Here is a 21,828-nt window from a genome sequence, read left to right as displayed (position 1 = left end):
TGCAGATCCCTTTAGAAACGGCCCCGAACGGCGCCGAACGCCGGATTCGTGGCAGATTGTCGACCAGCAAGGACGGAATTCATGGCCCCGCACGACCCGGCGACCCTTCCCGGCGCCCCCGACGTGTCCATCGTCATGCCCGTGTTCAACAAGCTCGACCTGACGAAGGTGTGCATCGCCTCGCTGCACGACGTCCCGGTCGGCCCCAGTTTCGAGATCATCGTGGTCGACAACGGCTCCAGCGACGGCACGGGCCCCTGGCTCGCCGGGCAGGAGGCGGCCGGCCGCCTGCGCCGGATCGACAACCCCGAGAACCTCGGCTTCTCCCAGGGGTGCAACCTGGGTGCGGCGGCGGCGCGCGGCCGCTACATCCTGTTCCTCAACAACGACATGGAAGTCCTGCCGGGGTGGCTCGAACCCCTCGTCACCTGCCTCGACCAGGATCCCGACGTGGGCATCGTCGGCTCCCTGCTCATCTTCGCCGACCATACGGTGCAGCATGCGGGCGTCGCCATGATCCACACCCAGGCCGCCCGCGGCCCCACCATGGGCGGTACCCACCTGTGCTACAAGGCGGCGCTCGACTTCCCCGGCGCCCGCAAGAACCAGCTCATGCAGTGCGTCACGGGGGCCTGCCTGCTGATCCGGCCCGAGGTCTTCACCGCCGTGGGCGGCTTCGACGAGGGGTACTGGAACGGCAACGAGGACGTCGACCTCTGCCTGAAGGCCGGCGAACTCGGTTGGCGCGTGGTCTACATGTCCGACAGCGTGGTCTACCACTACGAGTCCCAGAGCGGTCCCGAACGCTTTTCGCAACTCGAGCCGAACATCGTCCGCTTCAACGAGGCGTGGGCCGACGGCCGCCTGAAGGTCGATTTCACCCACGACGGGGCCGAGGTCTTCGAGGTCACGCCCGACAACATGATCCGGCCCTACGTGCTGCCGGTGTACGCCGACGCGCGGGACGAGTCGGCGGGCCACGCCTCAGTCATCGTCCTGACCTGGAACGCGCCCGACTGCGTGCGCCTGTGCGCCGAGTCGCTGCTGCGTCACACCGACCCCCGCCACGAGCTCATCTTCGTGGACAACGGCTCCGACGGGCCGACCCTCGATCTGCTCGCCGCCCTCGAGCGCGACCACCCGCACGTGCGCGTCATCCGCAACGGGCGCAACCTCGGTTTCGCCGGCGGCAACAACGTGGGCCTGGCCGCGGCCACCGGCGACGAGCTGGTGCTCCTGAACAGCGACACCGTCGTGACGGACGGCTGGCTCGAGCGCCTGCTCGCGCCCCTGCATTCCGATCCCCGCGTGGGCCTGGCCGGACCGGTGACCAACAGCATCACCGGCTCCCAGAAGCTGCCGCACGTGCCCTACGACCAGACGACCCTGGCCGGTCTCGACGCCTTCGCCGCCCGCGTCGCCGCGGAGGCGCCGGCCGCGCCCGACCTCGCCCTGTGGATCGTCGGCTTCTGCCTGGCCATCCGGCGCGACCTGCTGCTGCGCACCGGTGGTCTGGACGAACGCTTCGGCATGGGCAACTACGAGGACACCGACTACTGCCTGCGCGCCTTCCTGGCCGGCTACCGTTCCGTCGTGGTGCGCAACTGCTTCATCCACCACTTCGGCAGCCGCTCGTTCACGGCCAACGGCCTGGACTACGGCCACCAGCTCGACGAGAAGTTCGAGATCTTCCGCCGCAAGTGGGGCCTGGCCGCCAACGCCCGCGAGACCGGCGATTTCCAGCTCGAAAGGCTCATTCTGCGCGGCTTCGTCCCGGGCCTGCACAGCGAACCCCTGCCGCCGGGTCCGCACTGCGCCCCGGCGCCCCTGCCCGACTGGCTGGCCGACAAGTGGCTCACCGAGGGCGAGCTGGAGTTCCAGGCCGGCGGCGCCGCCGAGGCGCAGCGCCTGTTCGCCCTCGTCCACGAGCGGCGGCCGGACAGCGACCGCGCCGCCAACGACCTGGCCTGTGCCCTGTGGCAGTCGGGCGACGATTCCGGTGCGCGCCGGATCCTCGCGGGGGTTCTGGCGCGCGACCCGGCCAACGAGGACGCCCTCTGGAACCTGGCGGAGATCGACGCGGCCGCGGCCGCGGCGGGGGAGGCGTGCCGCGCCTGAGACCCTCCGGAGCCACGACGGGAAATGATGCGGAAGCGCGGTCACGTTCGGGGCCGCGCTTCATAGTCAGGGGTGGCGCCGCCCGGCGCCCTGGCTCACGCAACCCGTATCCGGAGGTTGGATAGATGAAGAAGATCCTGCTGCTCCTGCCGGCCGTCCTGCTGACGGCCTTCGCCCTGACCGGCTGTTCCGAGGACACCCCCACCGCGCCCGCCACCACCGACGAGACCCTCACGGCGACCGCCACCGAGGAAGCGACCGACCTGGACCTCGAGAAGTCGCGCCACCACGACCGCATGGCCACCTACGAAGTGGTGATCGAGAACCTCACCCCGGCCACGGGCCCCGGTGCGAGCCAGCCCTTCTCGCCGCCGATCCTCGCCAGCCACAGCGGCGACATGCACGTCTTCCGTCCCTGGCGGCGGGCGAGCAGCGAGGTGGCCGGCGTGGCCGAGGACGCCATGAACGGCCCCCTCGTCGACCTGCTGACCGCCTCGTCGCGGGTCAACGACGTGGCCGTGGGCGGCGACGTGATCCTGCCCGGCGGCTCGATGACCCTCATGCTGGAGGCGCGTCCGGGCCAGGCCCGGCTCTCGGCGATCTTCATGCTCGTGAATACCAACGACGGGTTCGGCGGGCTGGACGGCATGCGCCTGCCTCTCCGCGGCGAGCGGAGCTGGTACGTGCCGGTGTGGGACGCCGGGTCCGAGGTGAACACCGAATCGGCCATGGACATCCCCGGACCCTGCTGCGGCAGCCCGGGCATGGGCGAGGACGAGCACGGACGCATCCGGCTGCACCGCGGCATCCAGGGTCACGGCGACCTCGACGTGGAGACCTACGGCTGGAACCGCCCGGCGGCCCGCCTGACGGTGCGCCGCATCGACTAGGGACGCATCTCCGCGTTCCGACCCATCCGCGCGGCCACGCGGGCGTGCCCCGCCCCGGCGCCGCCGAACGACGCCCCCGGCCCTGAACCGGGGGCGTCGTCTTGCGTCCGCTAGTGGGCGGCCGGCCCCGCCGCGACCGGGCCCTTCAGGTGGGTGTCGAGGAAGGCCAGGATGCGGTTCCAGCCCTCGATGCGATTGGCCGACTTGCGGAAGCCGTGCCCCTCGTCGTCGAAGACCACGTACTCGACCGTGCCGCCGTTGTCCATGATCGCCTGGACCATGTCGTCGCTCTCGGCCTTCAGCACGCGGGGGTCGTTGGCGCCCTGCAGCACCATCAGCGGCTCCCTGATCCTGTCGCCGTGGAACACGGGCGAGGTCATGTGCAGGAACTCGCGGTCCTTTTCCGGATCGCCGATCTCCTGGTACAGGGCCTCGCGGAAGCTCTCCCACCAGGGCGGAATGTTCTCGAGCGTCCGGATCCAGTTGGCGACGCCGAAGATGTCGACGCCGCAGGCGAATTCGCCGGGCTGGAAGGCCAGGGCGGCCAGGGTCATGTAGCCCCCGTAGCTGCCGCCGAGAATGGCGATGCGGTCCGGATCGACCCAGTCCTGCGTCTTGAGCCACTCCTTGGCGTCGACGCAGTCCCAGAGGGGCTCGCGGCCGTGGCGCCCGTCGTCGGCGGCGAGGAAGCTCTTCCCGTAGCCCGACGAACCGCGGTTGTTCACGCCGAACACCGCGTAGCCGTTGTTGAGCAGGAACTGCCTCTCGGCGCTGTAGCCGGGCCGCGTCTGGCCGCCCGGGCCGCCATGGATCCACAGCACGACCGGCACCTTGTGCTCCGGACCGGCCCCGATCGGCTTGTAGAGCGGGCCGGGAATGACCAGGCCGTCGCGGGCCGCGAAGCGCGCCACCGTCGAGGTGACGAGGTCTTCGGCGTCGATCTCCGGGTTCAGGGTGTCGGTGAGCTGATGCGTCTCGCCCGACCGCAGATCGCGCACGAAGATGTTGCCGGGCATGGTGTCGCTCGAGACGGTCAGCTTCATCAGCGTCTCGTCGTGGGAGAAGGAGATGCCGGACACGGTGCCCGCGGGCAGGCCCGCCATGGACACCGCCGCGCCGTTCTGCGTGACCTCGACCTTCGTGTAGCCGTCCTCGTTGGTGGCGATGACCCGGTAGGCCCCGCTCCGGCTGAAGTAGGCGGCCGAGACGTCCCATGCGCCGGCGTACACGTCCTCGTGGGTGCCGGTCGCCATCTCGTAGCGACGCAGCTTCATGAACTCGCCGTCGGCGTTGCTGGTGTAGTACAGCCAGCGGCTGCCCGGATCGAAGGCTTCGGCCCCGAACGAGGCCATGCCCTCGTGCGCCGAGATGAGTCGGGGCTCGGTGCCCGCCTCCAGATCGACCAGGAAGAGATCCGAGTCGTTGGTCGAGTTGGACTTGCCGAGAGCCACCCAACGCAGGTCGGTCGAGACCGCGGCCGGCACCATGCCGACATCGTTGCGGTAGAGCATGCGGTTCTCGAGGGTGGCGACATCCCACACGTAGAGATCCATGTAGCGCTCGTCGCGGGCGTTGTTGGTGGTGAAGAAGTGGGCGAGGTCGTCGCTGAAGCCCCAGAACTGCTCTTTCGTCCCGGCGCCCGCGGTCAGCTCCTGGACCGTGCCGTCGAGGTCGCGCAGGAAGAGGTGGTTGATCTCGTCGCCGGCGTTGTCGCGGGTGAAGAGGATGCGGTCGTCCGCGGGCATGTAGGCCACACCGAAGGTCGTGTCGTCGCCCTCGGTCACGGCGGTGCGCTTCTTCGTGGCCAGGTCGAGCTCGTACACGTTGAAGACGCCCGACTCGTTGCTCGAGACCAGGAGCTTCGTGTTGTCGTGATTGAACGAGCCGCCGCTGATGGAGGTCGTCTTCATGAACTCGTCCATGGTGTAGTGGCTGCTCGGTCCGGTGCGGGTTGTGGTCCCGGCCGCCGGGGGCGACGCGTCGCCGCAGCCGGCGAGGAAAGCGAGGGCGACCACGGGCAGCAGCGCCGTCGGGCGTCGGGTCATGCGGAACATGGGGTGGACTCCTGGTTGGGGAGAGAGGGGCGGGGCCCCGGGGCGTGTCGTCCCGGATCAGACGCGGGAAACGGCTGCCGGGTTGCCTCATCATGACATGGGGGAGGTCGGTCCCCAAGTTTTTGCTTGTGCCTTCGAAATTGTGTCCGCACCCGAACAAGGGGCTTCTGCCGCTGCGTTTACGGCCCAAATCCCGAATCCGGGGCGGAATCGGGCAATTCCCGATGATGTCGCCGCTTGTCCCGGAGCAGACACATTCTCCGAGGCACAACCCGGGGCTTGCGGGCCGGCCCGGTTCGTGTTATTTGTATGTGCAAGCAAGAAAGGCGCCCATGAGCGACCGTGACCACCTCTACACCGGATGCCTCTACTTCACCGCCGGCGCCCTCGCGCGGGTGATCGGCCGCATGGCCGACGAGGCCTTCCGGCCGACGGGCCTGTCGCCGTCCCATGCGTTCCTGCTCATGACGATCGCCGACGAGCCGGGCATCGGGCCGAAGGACGCGGGCGCCGCCCTGGCCCTGGCCCCCTCGACCATCACCCGCTTCGTGGATCTGCTGGAGGCCCGGGGGCTGGTGCGGCGCGAGCGCCGGGGCAAGACCCAGTCCCTGACGGCGACCGACGCCGGCCGCCGGACCCTGCCGGCGATCCAGGCGGCCTGGAAAGCCCTCTACGATGCCTACACTGCCGTCCTCGGCGGCGACCGCGGCGACCGCATGGCCGCCGATATGGCCCGGGCCGTGGCGGAGCTCGAAGAAGGAACGTCCTGAGCCGATTTTTTTTGACCGTCCGTATTTGCGTGTACAAACAACAAAAGGAGCCGATCATGGCCGAACCCCGCATCCTGCTGAACGTCTTCCATCCCGACCTGAGCCGGTCCCGCGGCAACCGGGCCCTGCTCGACGCCGTGTCCGACCTGCCGAACGTCACCGTGCGGGATCTCTACCGCGAGTACCCCGACTTCCGGATCGACGCCGCCCGCGAGCAGGATCTCCTGCGCGCCCACGACGTGATCGTCTTCCAGCATCCGTTCTACTGGTACAGCAGCCCGAGCCTGATGAAGGAGTGGGAGGACCGCGTGCTCGAGCAGGGCTTCGCCTACCCGCCCGGCGTCGGCGACGAAATGAAGGGAAAGACCTGGCTGACGGCGATGACCACCGGCGGCGCCCACGACGCCTATCGCAGCGGGGGGTTCAACAACTGGACGCCGAGCGAACTGCTGCGGCCGTTCCAGCAGACGGCGCACCTCTGCGGCATGACCTGGCTGCCGCCCTTCGTGGTGCACAGCGTTCTGCCCGCGGGAATCGCCGGCTTCAAGAACATCTCCGAGGCGGAGCTGGCCGAACGCGCGGCCGCCTATCGGGATCTCCTCGCCGGGCTCGGTCAGTAGCCGCGCTGCTTGTCGACCACGTTCTCGAGCGGCCGGCCGGCCCCGAACGCCGCCATGTTGCGGCGCAGGACCTCGCGCCGGCGGTCGCCCGTGAGCTCGGCCCAGCTCGAGCAGTGGGGCGTGACGACCACGTTGTCCAGGGCCCAGAGCGGGTGGCCGTCGGGCAGGGGCTCCGGGTCGGTCACATCCAGGGCGGCGCCGCCGAGGTGGCCGCCGGTGAGCGCAGCCAGCAGGGCGTCGGTGTCGACGATGGGGCCGCGGCCGATGTTCGCGAAGAGGGCGCCCGGCTTCATCCGCGCGAAGCGCGCGGCGTCGAAAAGGCCACGGGTCTCGTCGGTCAGGGGCAGGGCGACCACGACCACGTCGGCCCGCGCGAGGAAGCGGTCGAGGTCGTCGGCGCCGCCCATCTCGTCGACGTAGTCCGGTTTCTCGCGGGCGGCGGGGTCGCGGACCGTCGCCAGCACCTGCATGTCGAAGGCATCGGCCCGGCGGGCGATCTGGGAGCCGATCCCGCCCATGCCGACCACGAACATCGTGCTGCCGGCGAGGGAGGTCGATCCCTCGGCGAGTTCCCGCCGCCAGCGGCCTTCCCGCTGGGCCTCGTGCAGTGTCGGCAGCCGGCGCGTCAGCGAGAGCAGCATGCCGAAGACGTGCTCGGCGATGACCGGTCCGTGCACGCCCTGCATGTTCGTCAGCACGATGTCCGGATCGTTCCGCAGCCCGTCCAGCCGCAGGTACGTATCGACGCCGGCCGACCAGGCCTGCACCCAGCGCAGCTTTCCGGCCGCGGCGAGGAAGGCGTCGTCGAGCACGTGGGCGTCGGCCCCGTCGAACTCGGCCGCGCGGGCGAGGGCATCCTCGTCCGAAAGTCCGGTGACGATGGTCACGTTCGGTGCGAGGTCACGCAGGACGGCGAGCTCATCGGCGTCGATCCGCCCGGCCAGATAGGTCAGGGGCCGGGTGCCGCCGTCCGTCTCGATGGCGATCACCCCATCGGCGGCCCGGGCGCCGATGGGCAGGGCGAGCAGGGCGAGCAGGAGCAGGCACGAGCGCAGCATGGCGATCCTTTCGGGGAGCTGGGGAACACGATCCCCCCAATCTAGCCGGACCGCCGCCGGACGGCTCGTCGGCTGCGGATCGCCCTTGCCGAGCCGCCGGCCATGTTCGAACATGGGGCCGTCACCCGTCCCCCCTCGCCGGAGCCGGAGCCGTGGCCCGCCAACCCCTGCGTTCCCAGATCCATCGTGTCGCCAGCCGGCGGCCGGCGGGGCAGATCACCCGCGGCAAGACGGCGCCCAATCGTCTGCGCCGGGTGGATGCCTTCCTGGCGGCCTACGACCCGCACCTGGTGACGCGCACGGACGGGGCGTTCGCGAGGGCCCTCTATGTCGATCTCGGCTACGGGGCGGCGCCGACGACCACCCTCGAAAGCGCGGCCCGACTGCGACGGGGCCATCCGCGGCTCGGCGTCCTGGGCGTCGAGATCGATCCGGAACGCGTGGCGCGGGCGCAGCCGTGGGCCGATCGCCGCACGGCTTTCCGTCTCGGCGGTTTCAACCTTCCCCTGCAGACCGATGCCCGCGGGCGTCCGGAAACGGTCCGCCTGGTGCGGGCCTTCAACGTGCTGCGCCAATACGAGGCGGACGAGGTGGTGCCGGCCTACGATCGGATCATGGCGGGCGTGCTGCCGGGAGGGCTGCTCGTGGACGGCACGAGCGATCCGTTCGGGCGGGTGTGGACGGCGAACATCGTGCGGCGGGGAGCCGACCCCGGCGCGCCCTGGCACCTGGAAGCCCTGGTCTTCGGCCTGAACGTGCGGGGGGGCTTCGACCCGGACGCGTTCCAGACGCGCCTGCCGAAGAGCTTCATCCACCGGGTCGTGCCCGGCGACCCGGTGCACGACCTGGTGGAGCAGTGGCGGGCCGCGGCGCGGGATGCCCAGGGGGCCGCCGTGTGGGGCCCCCGCGCCTGGTTCGTGGCGACCGGCCTGCTGCTGCGGGAGCGCGGCTGGGACGTGGCCCGCGCCGAGGCGTGGCTGCGGCGGGGGTGGCTCGTGCGCCGCGGCGACCTGCCGGAGGTCCGGGGCCGCTAGGGCGCCGGCAGCGCCAGCGTCACGTCCTGTCCGGCAACGGCATTCGCGTCCCAGACGATGCCCACGCGCACCCAGTGCAGGCCTGCCGAGTCGGCGATGGCGGCCACCACCCCGAGCTCGGGCCGGATGCGGGTCCAGACGGGCTCCCCGCCGGATTCGTCGGGCACGGCGCCGAGCGAGTCGCCCACCGCGATGAGCGCGCGGTCGATGCGGAAGCGGCCGTCCGCGTTCGTCACCGCGTTGGGGGCGTCGAGGAAGGCCGCGGGGTCGAACTCGTACAGGAAGATCGACATGTCGTCGTTCAGGGCCCCGTCGACCTCGGCCAGCGCCCGGTACATGCCTGCGGGCACCCTGTCGCCGTCGTCGTCGCGGCCGTCCCAGATGTAGGTGTGCGGGCCGGCGGGGAGTTGATCGTCGACCACGGTCCGCAGCAGGGCTCCGGCGCGGTCCAGGATCACCAGACGCAGGTGGCTCGCCTCCGGGAGCGAGTAGACGATCTGGGTGGCGGGCTTCGCCGCGTCGCCGGGCAGGGAGACGCCGTCGAGCTTGTAGACCAGCCCGATGGCGGCGTCAGCGACGGGACGACCGGCGGCGTCGGTGACGGTGCCGGACAGGTCGGGATCGGGGTCGGGAACTTCGGGCCTGGTGGCCTCGTCGCTGCAGGCGACGGCGAGCAGGAGCAGGCTGGCCAGAACGGCGGCGAACGGAATCCGGTTGGTCATGGCGTCATCCCCCTTGAATGGGCCGGCCGATGGCGGGCCGGCGCTGTTGATCATTCTACATCAGGATGTCCCGCGAGCCAAGGGGCTCGCGGGACGTCGTGGGGGCCGGGATCCTTCCCGGCCCCTCGGCACCGGTGTCGGGACCTAGTGCCGGTCATGGCCGCGGCCCCGGCCGCGATCATCGTGGTTGTCGTTGCCGCAGCGGACCACGACATGCTGGTCGTCGAGGAAGCGGTTCCAGGCGACCTGGCTGTGGGCGGCCCGCACCGCGCGGGGCGAGAGGTCGAGCCACTGGCCGATCTGCACCCAGGTGTAGCCCTCACGCTTCAGGTTCAGCAGACGCTGCTTCTCGGCACCGGTGTAGCGGGCGAGGCGGCGGGCGATCTGCCGGTCCTGGGCCGTGATCTTGACCACGTAGCGCGGGCTGGGCAGCACCGGGCGCGGGGGCAGTTCGCGGTACCGGACCGAAGGCGTGTTCGAGACGTGGATCACGCCGACGGGCGTCTGCACCTTGGCCTGGACCCGGACCTTGGTCTGGGCGTTGGCCGCGGGGGCGCCGAGCAGGGTGAGGGACAGGACGGTCAGGCCGATGAGGCCGGCGATGCTCAGGGTCGTATTCTGCGTCTTCATGATCAACCTCCTCGTTCGTGATGAAGCCCGGGTTTTTCGGCTTCCTGCCCCCCCTATCGCAACCCGCGTGCCCCCCTTGCGGATCGCATTCAACATTATGTGGAACAAAGGCTTAACTGCCGCATGGTGCGAAGAGGACACCCCCTTCGGGGTGTCCTCTATTCGAGACTGCCGCTCCCTGGTCAGGACTGCCTGTCCCTGCAGGTACGGATCCGGTGCGGGGTCAGGGAGCCTGAACGCCCAGCAGTCCGGCCAGTTCGGTGATGGTCCGATCGAACCGGGCGAGGGCGGCCTCGACGGCCGTGGGTTCGGTCAGGTCGACGCCTGCGCCCTGCAACAACGTGATGGGCGCATCGCTGCAACCGCCCTGGAGCATGGCCAGGTAGCCGTCGACGGCCGGCTGGCCCAGCTCCTTGACCCGCTCGGCGATGGCCAGGCCGCTGCTGAGGCCCGTGGCGTAGGAGTACACGTAGTACTTGTAGTAGAAGTGCGGAATGTAGGCCCACTCCATGCCGTCGTCGGGATCGACCCGGAAGTCCGGCCCGTAGTAGGTGCGGATGAGGTCGGCGTAGGCCTGGTCGAGCAGCGACGCGGTGATGGGCGTGCCGTTCTCGACGAAGCCGTGGACCACGCGCTCGAACTCGCTGAACAGGGTCTGCCGGTAGATCGTGGTGCGGATGCTCTCGAGCTCGGCCGCCAGGATGCCGGCCTTCTGGGCATCGGTCGCCGCCTGGGAGACGAGGTAGTCCGAGAGCAGGGCCTCGTTGCACGTGGAAGCGATCTCGGCCAGGAACGGCACGTAGCGGTAGTCCTGGTAGGCCTGATGGGTCATGGCCAGGTCGCTGTGGATCGCGTGGCCGTACTCGTGGGCCAGGGTCGAGAGGTCGTCGAGGCTGTCCTGGTAGTTCATCTTCACGTAGGGGTGGGCGCCGTACACGCTCGCGGAGAAGGCGCCGCTGTCCTTGTCGCTGCTCGGATAGACGTCGATCCACCCGTTGCGCGGATCGAGGCCGTGCTCGAGCCGGGCCACGTACTCGGCGCCGAGGGGCGCGAGGGCCGCCGGAAGGATCCGCATGGCCTCGGTGTAGGGCACGTCCATTTCGGCCGCCGCGACCATGGGCACGTAGAGGTCGTAGATGTGGACGTCGTCGAGTCCCATGACGCGACGGCGGAGCTCGACGTAGCGGTGCAGCGGCGCGAGGTTGGCGTGCACGGCGGCGATCAGGTTGTCGTGGACGGCGACGGGGATGTTGTCCTTGTCCAGGTACGCCTCCAGGGCGGTGTCGTAACCCCGGGCCCGGGCGTAGAGGACGTCGAGCTCGAACTGGCCGCCGAGGGTGGCGGCCAGCGCGTGCTGGTACTGGCGCAGGGTGGCGAAGAAGGCCGCGACCGCCTCACGGCGCACCGCGCGGTCGGGGGAAGCGCGGAAACGGCCGAAGTTGCTGAAGGTCATCTGCACCTCTTGGCCTTCGGCGTCGTGGACCACGGGCAGGGTCATGTCGGAGAGGACGGCCCCGAACGTGTCCTCGAGCGGGCTGGGGATCTCGTTGAGGTCGATCTCGGCCCAGAGGTTGTCGCCCGCCAGCTGGAGCACGCGCTCGGCCTCCTCGCCCAGCACCCGGCTGCGTCGGCGGCGCAGGTTCTCGATGTAGCTGCGGTACTTCGCGGGTCCGCCCGGGGCGTCCCAGGCCATCTCCATCTCGGTGTCGGACAGGGCGAGGATTCCGGCGCGGATGAAACCGCTCGCCGCCATCACGCGATCCATCGCCGCGAGTCCGCGCTGGCTGCGGGCCTGGCGCTCCTCGTCGGTCAGATTCGTGTCGAGAGCGAGGTTCGCGTACTGGGTGACGCGGCTGGCCTTGTCGTGCAGGGCGAAGTAGAGGTCGAGACAGCCCTTCAGGCGCGCCGGATCGGCGAGGTGCCCCTTGAAGGCAGCGAGCTCGGGCAGGCGGGCGTCGAGGCCGGCGATCTCCTCTTCCCAGGCGTCGACCGAGGGGTAGAGGGCCGTCAGGTCCCACTTGTAGGCGTCCGGGACGTCGGCGCGGTCGGCGTTGGCGTCGGGGGTGTAGGCGGGGAGGTCGGCGGCGAAGAGGGGCGCGGGCGCCGCCACAAGGAGCAGGGCGACGGCGAGCGCGGAGACGAACGTACGGGACATGATGCTTCCTCCGGGGCTGAACCTCGGGAATCAAAAACCCTGGATCGGACGTGGTCAAAGGAAATCTGCGGCGGGAACATCCGATCCTGCTAGCATGTCGGCTCGGACCGCGCGACGATCCCCGGTGAACGAAAGGACCCGTGCCGATGAACATCCTCCTGCTTTGCGGCAGCTTCCGGGCCGGCAGCCTGAACGCAGCCCTGCTCGCGGCGGCCGCCGAACGGCTGACGGGCCACGACACGACGACGTTTCCCATCCGGGACCTGCCGTTCTACGACACGGCGCTCGACGGCGACGGACGTCCGCCGGTCGTCGCCGATTTCCTGGCGGCGGTGGCCGCGTGCGACGGCATCGTCATCGCCGGCCCGGAGTACAACCACAGCGTGACGGCCGTCCTGAAGAACGCCATCGACTGGGCCTCCCGCCCGGCGTTCGCCTCGCCGCTCGCCGGCAAACCCTACACGGTGCTCTCGGCGACGCCGAGCCCGGTCGGGGGGGTGCACGGGCAGGCCCACCTGAAGCACATCCTGGATTCGACCCTGTCGGTGGTGTACCCGGCCGTGACCTACGCCCTGGGGCAGGCCCACGAGAAGATCGTCGACGGAGAGCTCGTCGACGAGCAGGCGCAGCGCCGGCTCGATCGGCACATGGCGGGCTTCCTGGCGTGGTTGGAAGGGCAGGGCGACCGGCCATGACGAAGCGCGAACTCGAAACCTGCCCTGTCCAGTGTCCCTACTGCTGGGAGTCCTTCGCGGTGGTGGTGGACTGCTCGGTCCCGTCCCAGCGCTATATCGAGGACTGCGAGGTGTGCTGCCGGCCGATCACCCTCATCATCCACGTGGACGAGAACGGCGAGGCCCTGGTCGAGGCCCGCCACGAAGACGACGCCGGTTGACGCCCCTGATTGTTAATTTTTTCATCATTTGCCATTGAACGCTTGAATATTCGCAGTCAATGGCTATCTTGATCCCTGTCAATAATTAAACAAAAAGCGTTTAATTAATTGATGGATATCGTTTTGGCAGCTTCTGGGCGGCCAAACCTCCGGAGACGATCATGAGCTCTCGCCACTCCGCGACCCCCGTGATGGGGCCCGTTCTCACGTCCACGTTCAAGATCGCCGCCGTGCTGGCCCTCGCGGCCGGGCTGCTGGTGATCTGGCGCTTCTCCGTCGGTCTCGGGCCGGCCACGGCCATGACCGACGAGCAGCCGTGGGGCGTCTGGAAGCTCTTCAACGTGATCGTGCTGACGTCGGTGGCGTCGGGCGGCTACGCGGTGGCGCTGCTGGTCTACGTGCTCAACCGGGGCAAGTACCATTCGCTGGTGCGCCATGCGCTGCTGACGAGCGCCGTGGGCTACAGCGCGGCCATGCTCGCCCTGGGCACCGACGTGGGCACGCCCTGGAACTTCTGGAAGGTGCCCCTGTGGTCGTGGGCGTGGAACGGCGACTCGGTGCTGCTCGAGGTCGCGCTGTGCATCACGGCGTACATTCTCGTGCTGTGGGCCGAGATGTCGCCGGCCTTCCTGGAGCACTGGGCGCACACGCGGCGGGACCGGCTCGGCGCGATCGCGCGTCGGATCATGCCCCACGTGGATGCGGCGCTGATCTGGATCATCGGGCTGGGGATCGTGCTGCCGACCATGCACCAGTCGTCGCTGGGCACGCTGTACATCCTGGCCGGCTACAAGGTGCATCCGTTCTGGCAGACGCCGTGGCTGCCGCTGTTCTTCCTGCTGTCGTGCTGGATCATGGGCTACGCCGCGGTGATCATCACCTACATCCTCAGCAGCACGCGCTACGGGCGGCAGACGGAGAACAAGACGCTGCTCTCCCTGGGGCGCGTCATCAGCTGGATCATCGGGGCCTTCCTGGTGCTGCGCCTGGCCGACCTGACCTATCGCGGCCAGTGGGGCCGGGTGCTCGACGGCGACCCGCACGCGTGGCTGCTGGTGCTCGAGTTCGCGCTGCTGATCGTGCCGGTGGTGCTGCTGCGGCGCATGCGGCGGGCCCGCCTGGGGCAGCTGTTCCGCATCGGCATCCTGATCATCGGGGGCGCCTCGCTCTACCGCATGAGCGTGGTGTGGCTGGGCTTCCACCCGCTCGGCGGGGGCACCTATTTCCCGGCCCTGCCGGAGATGGTCGTCACCCTCGGCTTCATGGCGATGCAGGTGCTGGCCTATCTGGTGATCGTCAAGAAGTTCCCGATCCTGGACGCGAAGCGGGCGACCTCGCGCCGGCGCGCCGGCCAGGGATCGGGCGGCCGGATCAACGGCGGCCAGGTCGGCTGACGAACTGCGGGGCCCCGCCTTCCGGAAGGGGGGAGGGCGGGGTCCCGACTTGCGCCCCGGGCGTTCGCCGCCTATCGTATGGGCATCAAAGGCCGGGAGCCCTCCCGGCCGCGGCGAACAACAGGACCCCGCCGAGACGCCGGGTCGCGCCGCAACAACCCCCTCTTGCCCTTCACTGTTGTTCGGGTCGGATTGCAAGGCCGCGTCGTGTCTGCGCGCGCCCGGGCCCCGTGCGGGCCCCGCGCCGCGCTGCGCCCCGCGCCGGAGAAGACAACCACACATGCTGAAACTGAACGAGTTCACGGCGACCGGCTTCGACCGGTTCGCCCTCCACGACCACATCGTCCGCGGCATCGCGGCGGCCGGGTTCGACACCCCGCGCCCGATCCAGGACGAAACCATTCCCGCCGGCCTGGCCGGCCGCGACGTCCTGGGCCTGGCCCAGACCGGCACCGGCAAGACCGCGGCGTTCACCCTGCCCCTGCTGCACCGGCTGCTCGAGCGGCGCAGCGGCGGCCCGCGGGCGCTCATCCTGGCCCCGACGCGCGAACTGGCCACCCAGATCGCCGAGGAGATCCGGGTCCTGGCCCGCTTCACCGATCTGAAGCTGACCACGATCTTCGGCGGCGTGCCCGTGGCGCGCCAGGCGCGGGCCCTGCGCGGCCGGCCCGAGATCATCGTCGGCTGTCCCGGCCGCGTGCTCGACCTCGTGGAGCAGGACCTGCTCCACCTGCATCGCATCGAGACCCTGGTGCTCGACGAGGCCGACCAGATGTTCGACATGGGCTTCCTGCCGGGCATCCGCCGGATCCTGGCCGAGCTGCCGGCCCGCCGCCAGAACCTGCTCTTCTCGGCCACCATGCCGAAGGAGGTGCGGCGGCTCGCCGACGAACTGCTGCACCGCCCGCACGTGGTCGAGCTGGCCAACCGGGCGCCGGCGGCGACCATCGACCACGCGCTCGTGCTCGTGGGCGAGGACCGCAAGCGTGACCTGCTCGAGCACCTGCTCGAGACCGACGGCTGCGCGTCGGCCATCGTGTTCACGCGCACCAAGCATCGGGCCCGCCGTCTGGCCACCCAGCTGGGCAAGGCGGGCTACAAGGCGGTCGGTCTGCAGGGGAACCTGTCGCAGGCCCAGCGCGACCGGGCCATGCGCGGCTTCCGCAGCCGCAAGTTCGACATCCTGGTGGCGACGGACATCGCGGCGCGGGGCATCGACGTCAGCGGCGTGACCCACGTCATCAACTACGACGTGCCCAACACGCCGGAGGCCTACACCCACCGCATCGGGCGCACGGGTCGCGCCGAGCAGGAGGGCGTGGCCTGCACCTTCGTGACCGGCGCCGACCATGGCTGGCTGCGGGCGACCGAGCGGATGATCGGCGCGCCCATCGCCCGGCGCGAGATCGAGGGTTTCACGGCCGACCAGGTCGTGGCGGAGCCCGGCCGCACCGGTCGCCGCCGGTCGCGTCGCGGCGGATCCGGAATGGGCCCGGGGGCGGGCAGGTCGGCCGCGGCCAGGCCGGCACCGGTCCAGCCCCTGTCGCCTTCGCCGCGCGCGGCGGCGCCGGCGGCGGACCAGACGGCCGGCAACGGCGCCCGTCGCCGCCGGTCGCCCTGGCGGCGCTGATCCGACGGATCGGGGCGGGGCGGTCGCTTGGCCGCCCCGCCCTTTGATGTTACCCTGCCCCTCCCGAGCGCCGCGAACCACCGCCCGCGTCCCGACGGAGCCCATGCCGATGACCCGCCTCGATCCTTCGTCCCGCAACGTCCTGAACCGGCGGCACGTGGAGCATTTTCCCGGCGACGCGCTCTTCGCGCGCCTGGCGCGGGCCGTCTGCGCGGCGGAGTGTCTGCCGCGCAAGGAACTGTACGAGGCGTGGGAAACGGCGCGGCGGGTCCGGCGCCGTCTGCGTGGCGGCCCGGTGCTCGAGGCCGCGGCCGGACACGGCCTGCTGGCGGCGATCCTCGTGCTGCTGGACGACACCACGCCGCGGGCGCGGTGCGTGGACATCGTGCAGCCGCCGAGCCACGCGCCCCTGCTGGCGGCGCTCACCGGGGTGTGGCCCCGCCTGGCCGGACGGATCGAGTACGTGGTGGGCCGCCTCGAGGACGAGCCGGTCGCCGGGCCGGACACGCTGATCGCCTCGGTCCATGCCTGCGGCACCCTCACCGACGCGGTCCTGGACAAGGCACTGGCCCACCGCTGCCCGGTGGCGGTGCTGCCGTGCTGTCACGATCTGGCGGCCTGCGACGACGGCGGCCTGGCCGGCTGGCTCGACGGACCGCTGGCGGTCGACGCGACCCGAGCGGCCCGCCTGCGCGCCGCCGGCTACCGGGTGTGGACGTCCCGCATCCCGGCGGAGATCACGCCCAAGAACCGGCTGCTCGTGGGGTGGCCCGATTCCGCAACCGCCTGACGGAGAGAACGATGCCCATCCTCGTGACCGACTTCGACGGCACCTTCACCCGCCGCGACTATTTCGACCTCATCCTCGAGCGCCATGACCCGCCGGCCGGGCACGAGGCCTGGCGGCGCTATCTCGACGGGGAGACCAATCACATCGGCGGCATCGGGGGCGTGTTCGCCTCGTTGCGCACCGACGAAAAGGGCGCCGACGCGCTGGTCGACGCCCTGGATCCGGCGCCGGGCACGGCGGCGGCCGTGCTGCGCCTGCAGCGGGCGGGCTGGGAGATCGTGATCGCCTCGGCGGGCTGCGGGTGGTACATCGAGCGGCTGCTCGCGCGCATGGGGCTGAAGGACATCGCCGTGCACGCCATGCCCGGCCGCTTCGCACCGGAGACCGGTCTGGTGATCGATCCGGTCGCGCCGCGCCGCTTCGCCGATCCGGACCTGGGCACCGACAAGCCCGCCGTCGTGCGCGACGCCCTGGCGCGCGACGGCGTGGTGGCCTACGCCGGCGACAGCAACACCGACCGGGCGGCGGCGCTGCTGCTGCCGCCGGAGCGGCGCTTCATCACGGGTTGGCTGGGCCGGCGCCTCGCGGAGGAGGGCGTGCCCCACGTTCCCATCGCCGCGTGGCCCGAGATCGCGGACCGCCTGCTCGACTGACCGGCCCGCCGGCCCTCTACTTCACCAGCGCCATCGTGCCGGACAGGCGCACGCCGTCCGCTTCCAGAACGTACAGGTACACGCCTGCGGCGACGCCGTTGCCGGAAGTGTCGCGGCCATCCCAGGCGCGGCGGTGCGGTCCGGCCGCCATGCGCTCGCCGTCGACCAGGGTCGTCACCCGCCGTCCCGCCACGTCGAGGACCACGAGGCGGACGGCGGTGTCGGCCGGCAGGGCGAAGGCGATCTCGGTGCGCGGGTTGAAGGGGTTGGGCGCGTTGCGGCCCAGCACCGGCAGGTCGGCCGCGGGCAGTTCGTCGGCCGCGGCGGCCGCCTCGACGGTGACGGTGCCGGTCATGCCGAGTCCGGCGTGGGGTCGGCAGAGGTAGGGCACGACGCCCTCGTCGGCGAAGACGTGGGTGAAGGTCGACGCGCCGGCGTTCAGGGCCGCGTCGAAGAGATTGCCCAGGTTCGGATCGCCCAGGCTCGTGCCGTTGGTGACGGTGTGCGCGCCCGACGACCACTGCCACACGACGGTGTCGCCGGCGGCGATGGTCAGGTCGGCGGGGCTGAACGTGAAGCCCGACTGGAAGATCGTATGGGTGGCGGCGAACGCGGGCGCTGCCGCGAGACAGACGAGCAGCGGCGCGAAAATGCGGATGCATGGGTGGCGCATGACGGGATTCCCTCCGGATCCGGGTGCCGCGGATCGGCACCGCGAGGAAATCCTACCAGATCTATCCGGTATTTTCCGTGACTAAGTCACCGAAGGGCTCTTCCTCACGGCGCCCCGGGCGTGGCCGCGGGCACGAGCGAGGCGCCCGATTCGAAGTCGTACAGGGTCTGGCGCCGCAGGTCCGCGCCGGCCAGGCGGAAGCTCACGTAGGCGTCGAGGTACGACTGCCGGGCCGACACGAGCCGGTCGCGGTTGTCGGCGAGGGTCTGGCTGGTGATGTCGCCGGTCTCGAAGCGTTCGCGGCTGATGGCGTAGCTGCGCAGGGCGATGTCGAGGCTGCGCTGGAGCACGTCGAGGCGGCGCCGCGCCCCGTCGAAGCGGGCCAGCGCGGCCTGGACCTGGCGCGCGATCGATCGTCTCAGGTTCTCCTGGTCGAGCTCGCGCCGCCGCACGGCGACCCGCGCCGAGGCGACCTCCTGGGCGTTCACGCCCGAATCCCACAGGGGCACGCTCAGGCTGAAGCGCACGCCCCGGTTGCCGGGTCGGCGCCGCAGGTCGTCCCAGCTCGACTCGATCTGGTCGCCCACCGACGGGTCGACGAGGGCGGGGTCGCTGATGCCCGTCAGGTTGTAGAAGGCGCTCAGCTCGCCCCTGACCGAGCTGCGCGCGTCGGTCTCGGTGACGGTGATCTGGGCGCGGCGGAGCTGGTCGGCGAGGTCCTCGAGTTCGGTGCGGTGGGCCAGGGCGTGGGACATGGCGAGGTCCGCGTCGACCTCGTAGACCAGCGGCGCCAGGTTCGCCGTGGCCCGCACCGGGCGATCGAGCGGCAGGCCCACCAGCAGCCGGAAGCCGTCGGCGGCCAGGATGAGGTCGGACTCGCGACCGAGCACGTCGTTGTTGGCGCCGGCCAGGTCGACCTCCATCTGCAGGGCCTCCACCTCCGGGATCAGGCCCGCGCGGTACTTGCGCTGGGCGAGGTCGAAGTTCTCCTGCTGCCGGTCGAGGGCGTCGCGGGCGATGGCGAGCTCCTCCTGGGCCCTGACCAGGGCGTAGAAGGCGGCGGTCACGTCGTAGGCCAGATCGAGCTCGCCGCGCTGGTAGGCGCGCTGGGCGAGACGGTGGCCGATCTCGGCCTTCTCGAGCCCCAGCTTCAGTTCGTTCGGCGAGAAGAGAGGCTGCTGCAGGCTCACCTCGTAGCTGTTGAAGAAGGTCTTCTGCTCGGCCGTGGCGTCCGAGACGGGGTCGTAGTAGGTGTCCTCCTGCTGGTAGAGATGGCCGGACAGGGCGACGGCGCCGTCGGTGGGCAGGGGCTGGCTGAGGCGCAGGGTCGCGCTCATTTCGCGGCTGCCGTAGCTGTCGTAGCGGGGCAGGTCGCCCGGCACCTGCACGCGCTGCACGCCCTCCTCGAGCTCGGGCAGGGCGAACTGGGCGTCGGCCTGGGTGCGGAAGCGGCCCTTGGCGGCCGCCACGTCGTGGCCGGCGGCCGCGAGGTCGAGGTCGAGCACCACGGCGGTGTGGCTCTCGTCGAGGGCCAGGGCCACGGCCCGGTTCAGGTCGAGCACGAGGGTGTCGCCGGCGGCGGGCGCGGTGGCCAGCACGGGCAGCAGCAGGAGGCAGGTCATGGTCATCATCATTCGTACCTGAGACATTCGATGGGGTTCAGGCCCGCGGCCCGCCGCGCCGGCACATACCCGAAGGTGATGCCGACCGCGGCCGAGACGCCGAAGGCGAGGACGATGGCGAAGGGGGAGACGACGGTGACCCAGCCGGCGGCCTCGCTGATGGTCCAGGCCAGGGTCACGCCGAGGACGATGCCCATGACGCCGCCGAAGACGGAGACCGCGGCGGCCTCGACGAGGAACTGGCGCATGATGTTCGACCGGGTCGCGCCCATGGCCAGGCGGATGCCGATCTCGCGCGTCCGCTCGAGGACGCTGGCCAGCATGATGTTCATGATGCCGATGCCGCCGACCAGCAGCGAGATGCCGGCGATGGCGCCCATGATCAGGGAGAAGATGCGCTGGGTGGCCTGGCGCTGCCGAATGAGCTCGAGGGGCACCACGACCTCGGTGTCCGGGACGTCCTGGTGCCGGCGGGCGAGGAGCCGCCGGGTCAGGTCGGCGACCGGCGCGAGGCGTTCCACGTCGTCGACCTGGACGACGAGACGGTCGAGCTCCCGGTCCCAGCGCTTGCGCTCGCCGCGGGTCAGGGCGCTGTTCAGGGGGATGCACACGTCGCGGTCGGTGGCCCGCAGCAGACCCTCCTGGTCGTCGTCGCCGCCGGCGCCGCCCGCGAAGACGCCGATGATCTCGTACCAGTCGCCGTCGATCTTGATGAAGCTGCCGACGGGCTCGCGCAGGCCGCAGAGGTCGCGCACGAGGCCGGACCCGATCACGGCCACCCGCTTGGCGGCCGCGTCCTCGCCGGCGGTGAAGAAGCGCCCCGCCGTGAGGCGGTCGCGCCGGACCACGGGCAGGTCGGAGGTGGTGCCGACCACCGTGGCGGTGACCTGCTGTTCGCCCTGGATCGTGTGCTCGGCGATGGCCAGGGGCACGACGGCGGTGATGGCGGGGGAGACGGCGGCCAGGGCCCGCACGTCGGCCCGGGACAAACCGGGGCTGTGGGGCGACGCCTCGTCGCGCGGCTGCGCGTCCGGCGGATCGCGGTGCATGACCACGATGTTGTCGATGCCCAGCGACTCGAACTGGGCCAGGGCCTCCTCCTTGGCGCCCTCGCTGATGGAGAGCATGGAGATGACGGCGGCGACGCCGAAGACGACGCCGAGGGTGGTCAGGAACGTGCGCACCCGATGGTCGCGCAGTCCGCCCAGCGCGAGGCCGACCTCCTGCCTCATGGGGTGCCGCTCCGGTCGCCCGGGCGCACGAGCAGCAGCTCGTCGCCGGCCGCGACCCCGGCGGTCACGACGACGCGGTCCTCGCCCTGGGCGCCGAGCTCGACCGGCCTGGCCGCGCCGTCCCGGCCGTAGACCACCGGGCCGTCGTCCTCCTGGAATACGGCCTCGAGGGGGACGTGCACGACGTCGGCGAACTCCGCGTGGACGATGCGGCACTGGGCGGTCATGCCCGGCAGCAGGCCCGTGAAGTCGCCCTCGAGCAGGATCTCCACGTCGAAGACCTTGATCTTGTCCTCGTCGCCCTCCTGGCGGGCGAGCGGCGAGATGCGCGTGACCCGGCCGCGCAGTTCGCGGTCCTGGAGGGCGTCGATGGTGACGACGGCGGCCTGGTCGAGCTCGAGCCGGTGGATGTCGACCTCGTTCACCCAGGTGTTGACGCGGAAGGAGGACAGGTCGGGCAGTTCCATGATGGAGGTCCCGTTCCACACCTGGTCGCCCACGCGGATCTTCCGCATGGTGCCCTGGGCCCAGATCTTGTTGTGGACGACCATGCCCGAGTCGGACGCCGTGACGACCATCTTTGCGAGGTTGCGCTGGGTCTCCTCCAGGTCGAGACGGGCCTTGCGGGCCTTGACCTCCTTCTCGGTGAGCACGGCCGCGGCGATGTCCTTCTGGGCGGCGAGGTCCTCGCGCGCCTCCTGCAGGTCGAGCTCGGTACGGCGCAGGTCGAGCTGCTGCTGCCGCTGGCGCGACTCGCTCTCGAACTTCATGGCCTCGGTCTGCAGCTTCGCCTTCTCGAGGGCCAGCTCCTGGCGCTGCAGGGAGGCCCGCTTCTCGGCGAGGTTCTTGGCGTTGGTCACGCGCTGGTTCTCCAGCTCGGCGAGGGCC

At 70.6% G+C, this 21,828-nt stretch carries 20 protein-coding genes; 11 read left to right on the top strand and 9 right to left on the bottom strand.

The genetic code is table 11. The features are described 5' to 3' along the window. The first annotated feature begins 81 nt into the window (after positions 1-81). Both KDM41_02805 and KDM41_02800 read left to right on the top strand, forming a co-directional pair. Positions 82-2,118: a glycosyltransferase gene (locus tag KDM41_02805; GenBank protein ID MCB1182335.1), complete on the top strand. Its 2,037-nt coding sequence runs from the start codon at positions 82-84 to the stop codon at positions 2,116-2,118. Between the two features lie 125 nt (positions 2,119-2,243). Further along, positions 2,244-3,008, top strand: a complete 765-nt coding sequence (locus tag KDM41_02800) for a spondin domain-containing protein (protein MCB1182334.1) — start codon at positions 2,244-2,246, stop codon at positions 3,006-3,008. Positions 3,009-3,118: 110 nt separating this feature from the next. On the opposite strand, the gene KDM41_02795 is transcribed toward KDM41_02800, so the two are convergent. Next, positions 3,119-5,062 (bottom strand): S9 family peptidase, encoded by a 1,944-nt coding sequence (locus KDM41_02795; GenBank protein MCB1182333.1) that lies wholly within the window; start codon positions 5,060-5,062, stop codon positions 3,119-3,121. A 332-nt stretch (positions 5,063-5,394) separates the two neighbouring features. Here KDM41_02795 and KDM41_02790 point away from each other — a divergent pair, with 332 nt between their 5' ends. Continuing rightward, a complete protein-coding gene (locus KDM41_02790) occupies positions 5,395-5,832 on the top strand; it encodes a MarR family transcriptional regulator (GenBank protein ID MCB1182332.1) in 438 nt (145 codons plus the stop codon). 56 nt (positions 5,833-5,888) lie between these two features. Then, on the top strand, positions 5,889-6,452 hold the full coding sequence (locus tag KDM41_02785) for an NAD(P)H-dependent oxidoreductase (protein ID MCB1182331.1): 564 nt from the start codon (positions 5,889-5,891) through the stop codon (positions 6,450-6,452). Here the strand turns inward: KDM41_02785 and KDM41_02780 are convergent. Then, positions 6,446-7,510, bottom strand: coding sequence for a D-2-hydroxyacid dehydrogenase (locus tag KDM41_02780; GenBank protein MCB1182330.1), 1,065 nt, complete (start codon positions 7,508-7,510; stop codon positions 6,446-6,448). The genes KDM41_02785 and KDM41_02780 overlap by 7 nt on opposite strands. 152 nt (positions 7,511-7,662) lie before the next feature. Here KDM41_02780 and KDM41_02775 point away from each other — a divergent pair, with 152 nt between their 5' ends. Continuing rightward, a complete protein-coding gene (locus tag KDM41_02775) occupies positions 7,663-8,544 on the top strand; it encodes a hypothetical protein (GenBank protein ID MCB1182329.1) in 882 nt (293 codons plus the stop codon). Here the strand turns inward: KDM41_02775 and KDM41_02770 are convergent. The 3 genes from KDM41_02770 to pepF form a co-directional block, all read right to left on the bottom strand. Continuing rightward, entirely contained in the window at positions 8,541-9,266 is a 726-nt protein-coding gene (locus KDM41_02770) for a hypothetical protein (protein ID MCB1182328.1), read from the bottom strand. The genes KDM41_02775 and KDM41_02770 overlap by 4 nt on opposite strands. Before the next feature lie 144 nt (positions 9,267-9,410). Next, the gene (locus KDM41_02765; GenBank protein MCB1182327.1) at positions 9,411-9,896 is read right to left on the bottom strand and encodes a hypothetical protein; all 486 of its coding nucleotides are present in this window, start codon (positions 9,894-9,896) and stop codon (positions 9,411-9,413) included. Positions 9,897-10,119: 223 nt separating this feature from the next. Continuing rightward, positions 10,120-12,051, bottom strand: coding sequence for an oligoendopeptidase F (pepF, locus tag KDM41_02760; protein MCB1182326.1), 1,932 nt, complete (start codon positions 12,049-12,051; stop codon positions 10,120-10,122). A gap of 146 nt (positions 12,052-12,197) precedes the next feature. On the opposite strand from pepF, the gene KDM41_02755 reads away from it, so the two are divergent. From KDM41_02755 to KDM41_02730, 6 genes are all read left to right on the top strand, one after another. Continuing rightward, positions 12,198-12,746: an NAD(P)H-dependent oxidoreductase gene (locus tag KDM41_02755; protein ID MCB1182325.1), complete on the top strand. Its 549-nt coding sequence runs from the start codon at positions 12,198-12,200 to the stop codon at positions 12,744-12,746. After that, entirely contained in the window at positions 12,743-12,946 is a 204-nt protein-coding gene (locus tag KDM41_02750; protein ID MCB1182324.1) for a CPXCG motif-containing cysteine-rich protein, read from the top strand. Before KDM41_02755 ends, KDM41_02750 begins: the two co-directional genes overlap by 4 nt. Positions 12,947-13,107: 161 nt before the next feature. Then, entirely contained in the window at positions 13,108-14,340 is a 1,233-nt protein-coding gene (gene hybB / locus KDM41_02745; GenBank protein ID MCB1182323.1) for a Ni/Fe-hydrogenase cytochrome b subunit, read from the top strand. Between the two features lie 280 nt (positions 14,341-14,620). Next, positions 14,621-15,970 (top strand): DEAD/DEAH box helicase, encoded by a 1,350-nt coding sequence (locus KDM41_02740; protein ID MCB1182322.1) that lies wholly within the window; start codon positions 14,621-14,623, stop codon positions 15,968-15,970. 109 nt (positions 15,971-16,079) lie between these two features. Continuing rightward, a complete protein-coding gene (locus KDM41_02735) occupies positions 16,080-16,760 on the top strand; it encodes a methyltransferase domain-containing protein (protein ID MCB1182321.1) in 681 nt (226 codons plus the stop codon). An 11-nt stretch (positions 16,761-16,771) separates the two neighbouring features. Beyond that, positions 16,772-17,413, top strand: coding sequence for a haloacid dehalogenase-like hydrolase (locus KDM41_02730; GenBank protein MCB1182320.1), 642 nt, complete (start codon positions 16,772-16,774; stop codon positions 17,411-17,413). A 16-nt stretch (positions 17,414-17,429) separates the two neighbouring features. On the opposite strand, the gene KDM41_02725 is transcribed toward KDM41_02730, so the two are convergent. From KDM41_02725 to KDM41_02710, 4 genes are all read right to left on the bottom strand, one after another. Beyond that, the gene (locus KDM41_02725) at positions 17,430-18,086 is read right to left on the bottom strand and encodes a hypothetical protein (GenBank protein MCB1182319.1); all 657 of its coding nucleotides are present in this window, start codon (positions 18,084-18,086) and stop codon (positions 17,430-17,432) included. 104 nt (positions 18,087-18,190) lie between these two features. After that, positions 18,191-19,708, bottom strand: a complete 1,518-nt coding sequence (locus tag KDM41_02720; GenBank protein MCB1182318.1) for a TolC family protein — start codon at positions 19,706-19,708, stop codon at positions 18,191-18,193. Between the two features lie 8 nt (positions 19,709-19,716). Continuing rightward, the gene (locus KDM41_02715) at positions 19,717-20,940 is read right to left on the bottom strand and encodes an ABC transporter permease (protein ID MCB1182317.1); all 1,224 of its coding nucleotides are present in this window, start codon (positions 20,938-20,940) and stop codon (positions 19,717-19,719) included. Then, positions 20,937-21,828, bottom strand: an 892-nt coding sequence (locus KDM41_02710; GenBank protein ID MCB1182316.1) for an efflux RND transporter periplasmic adaptor subunit, incomplete at its 5' end; no start/stop codon positions are given. The genes KDM41_02710 and KDM41_02715, both read right to left, overlap by 4 nt.

This window comes from bacterium (genome assembly GCA_020440705.1).
Lineage (GTDB): Bacteria > Krumholzibacteriota > Krumholzibacteriia > LZORAL124-64-63 > LZORAL124-64-63 > JAGRNP01.
The sequence above is the reverse complement of the archived record's forward strand: the minus strand, read 5'-3'. Positions and strand labels throughout refer to the sequence as shown.

Coding starts and splice junctions, on each gene's coding strand:
- hybB (MCB1182323.1), top strand. CDS start 13,108: ATGAGCTCTCGCCACTCCGCGACCCCCGTGATGGGGCCCGTTCTCACG.
- KDM41_02720 (MCB1182318.1), bottom strand. CDS start 19,708: ATGACCTGCCTCCTGCTGCTGCCCGTGCTGGCCACCGCGCCCGCCGCC.
- KDM41_02755 (MCB1182325.1), top strand. CDS start 12,198: ATGAACATCCTCCTGCTTTGCGGCAGCTTCCGGGCCGGCAGCCTGAAC.
- KDM41_02800 (MCB1182334.1), top strand. CDS start 2,244: ATGAAGAAGATCCTGCTGCTCCTGCCGGCCGTCCTGCTGACGGCCTTC.
- KDM41_02805 (MCB1182335.1), top strand. CDS start 82: ATGGCCCCGCACGACCCGGCGACCCTTCCCGGCGCCCCCGACGTGTCC.
- KDM41_02740 (MCB1182322.1), top strand. CDS start 14,621: ATGCTGAAACTGAACGAGTTCACGGCGACCGGCTTCGACCGGTTCGCC.
- KDM41_02790 (MCB1182332.1), top strand. CDS start 5,395: ATGAGCGACCGTGACCACCTCTACACCGGATGCCTCTACTTCACCGCC.
- KDM41_02795 (MCB1182333.1), bottom strand. CDS start 5,062: ATGTTCCGCATGACCCGACGCCCGACGGCGCTGCTGCCCGTGGTCGCC.
- pepF (MCB1182326.1), bottom strand. CDS start 12,051: ATGTCCCGTACGTTCGTCTCCGCGCTCGCCGTCGCCCTGCTCCTTGTG.
- KDM41_02770 (MCB1182328.1), bottom strand. CDS start 9,266: ATGACCAACCGGATTCCGTTCGCCGCCGTTCTGGCCAGCCTGCTCCTG.
- KDM41_02735 (MCB1182321.1), top strand. CDS start 16,080: ATGACCCGCCTCGATCCTTCGTCCCGCAACGTCCTGAACCGGCGGCAC.
- KDM41_02750 (MCB1182324.1), top strand. CDS start 12,743: ATGACGAAGCGCGAACTCGAAACCTGCCCTGTCCAGTGTCCCTACTGC.
- KDM41_02730 (MCB1182320.1), top strand. CDS start 16,772: ATGCCCATCCTCGTGACCGACTTCGACGGCACCTTCACCCGCCGCGAC.
- KDM41_02780 (MCB1182330.1), bottom strand. CDS start 7,510: ATGCTGCGCTCGTGCCTGCTCCTGCTCGCCCTGCTCGCCCTGCCCATC.
- KDM41_02715 (MCB1182317.1), bottom strand. CDS start 20,940: ATGAGGCAGGAGGTCGGCCTCGCGCTGGGCGGACTGCGCGACCATCGG.
- KDM41_02725 (MCB1182319.1), bottom strand. CDS start 18,086: ATGCGCCACCCATGCATCCGCATTTTCGCGCCGCTGCTCGTCTGTCTC.
- KDM41_02785 (MCB1182331.1), top strand. CDS start 5,889: ATGGCCGAACCCCGCATCCTGCTGAACGTCTTCCATCCCGACCTGAGC.
- KDM41_02765 (MCB1182327.1), bottom strand. CDS start 9,896: ATGAAGACGCAGAATACGACCCTGAGCATCGCCGGCCTCATCGGCCTG.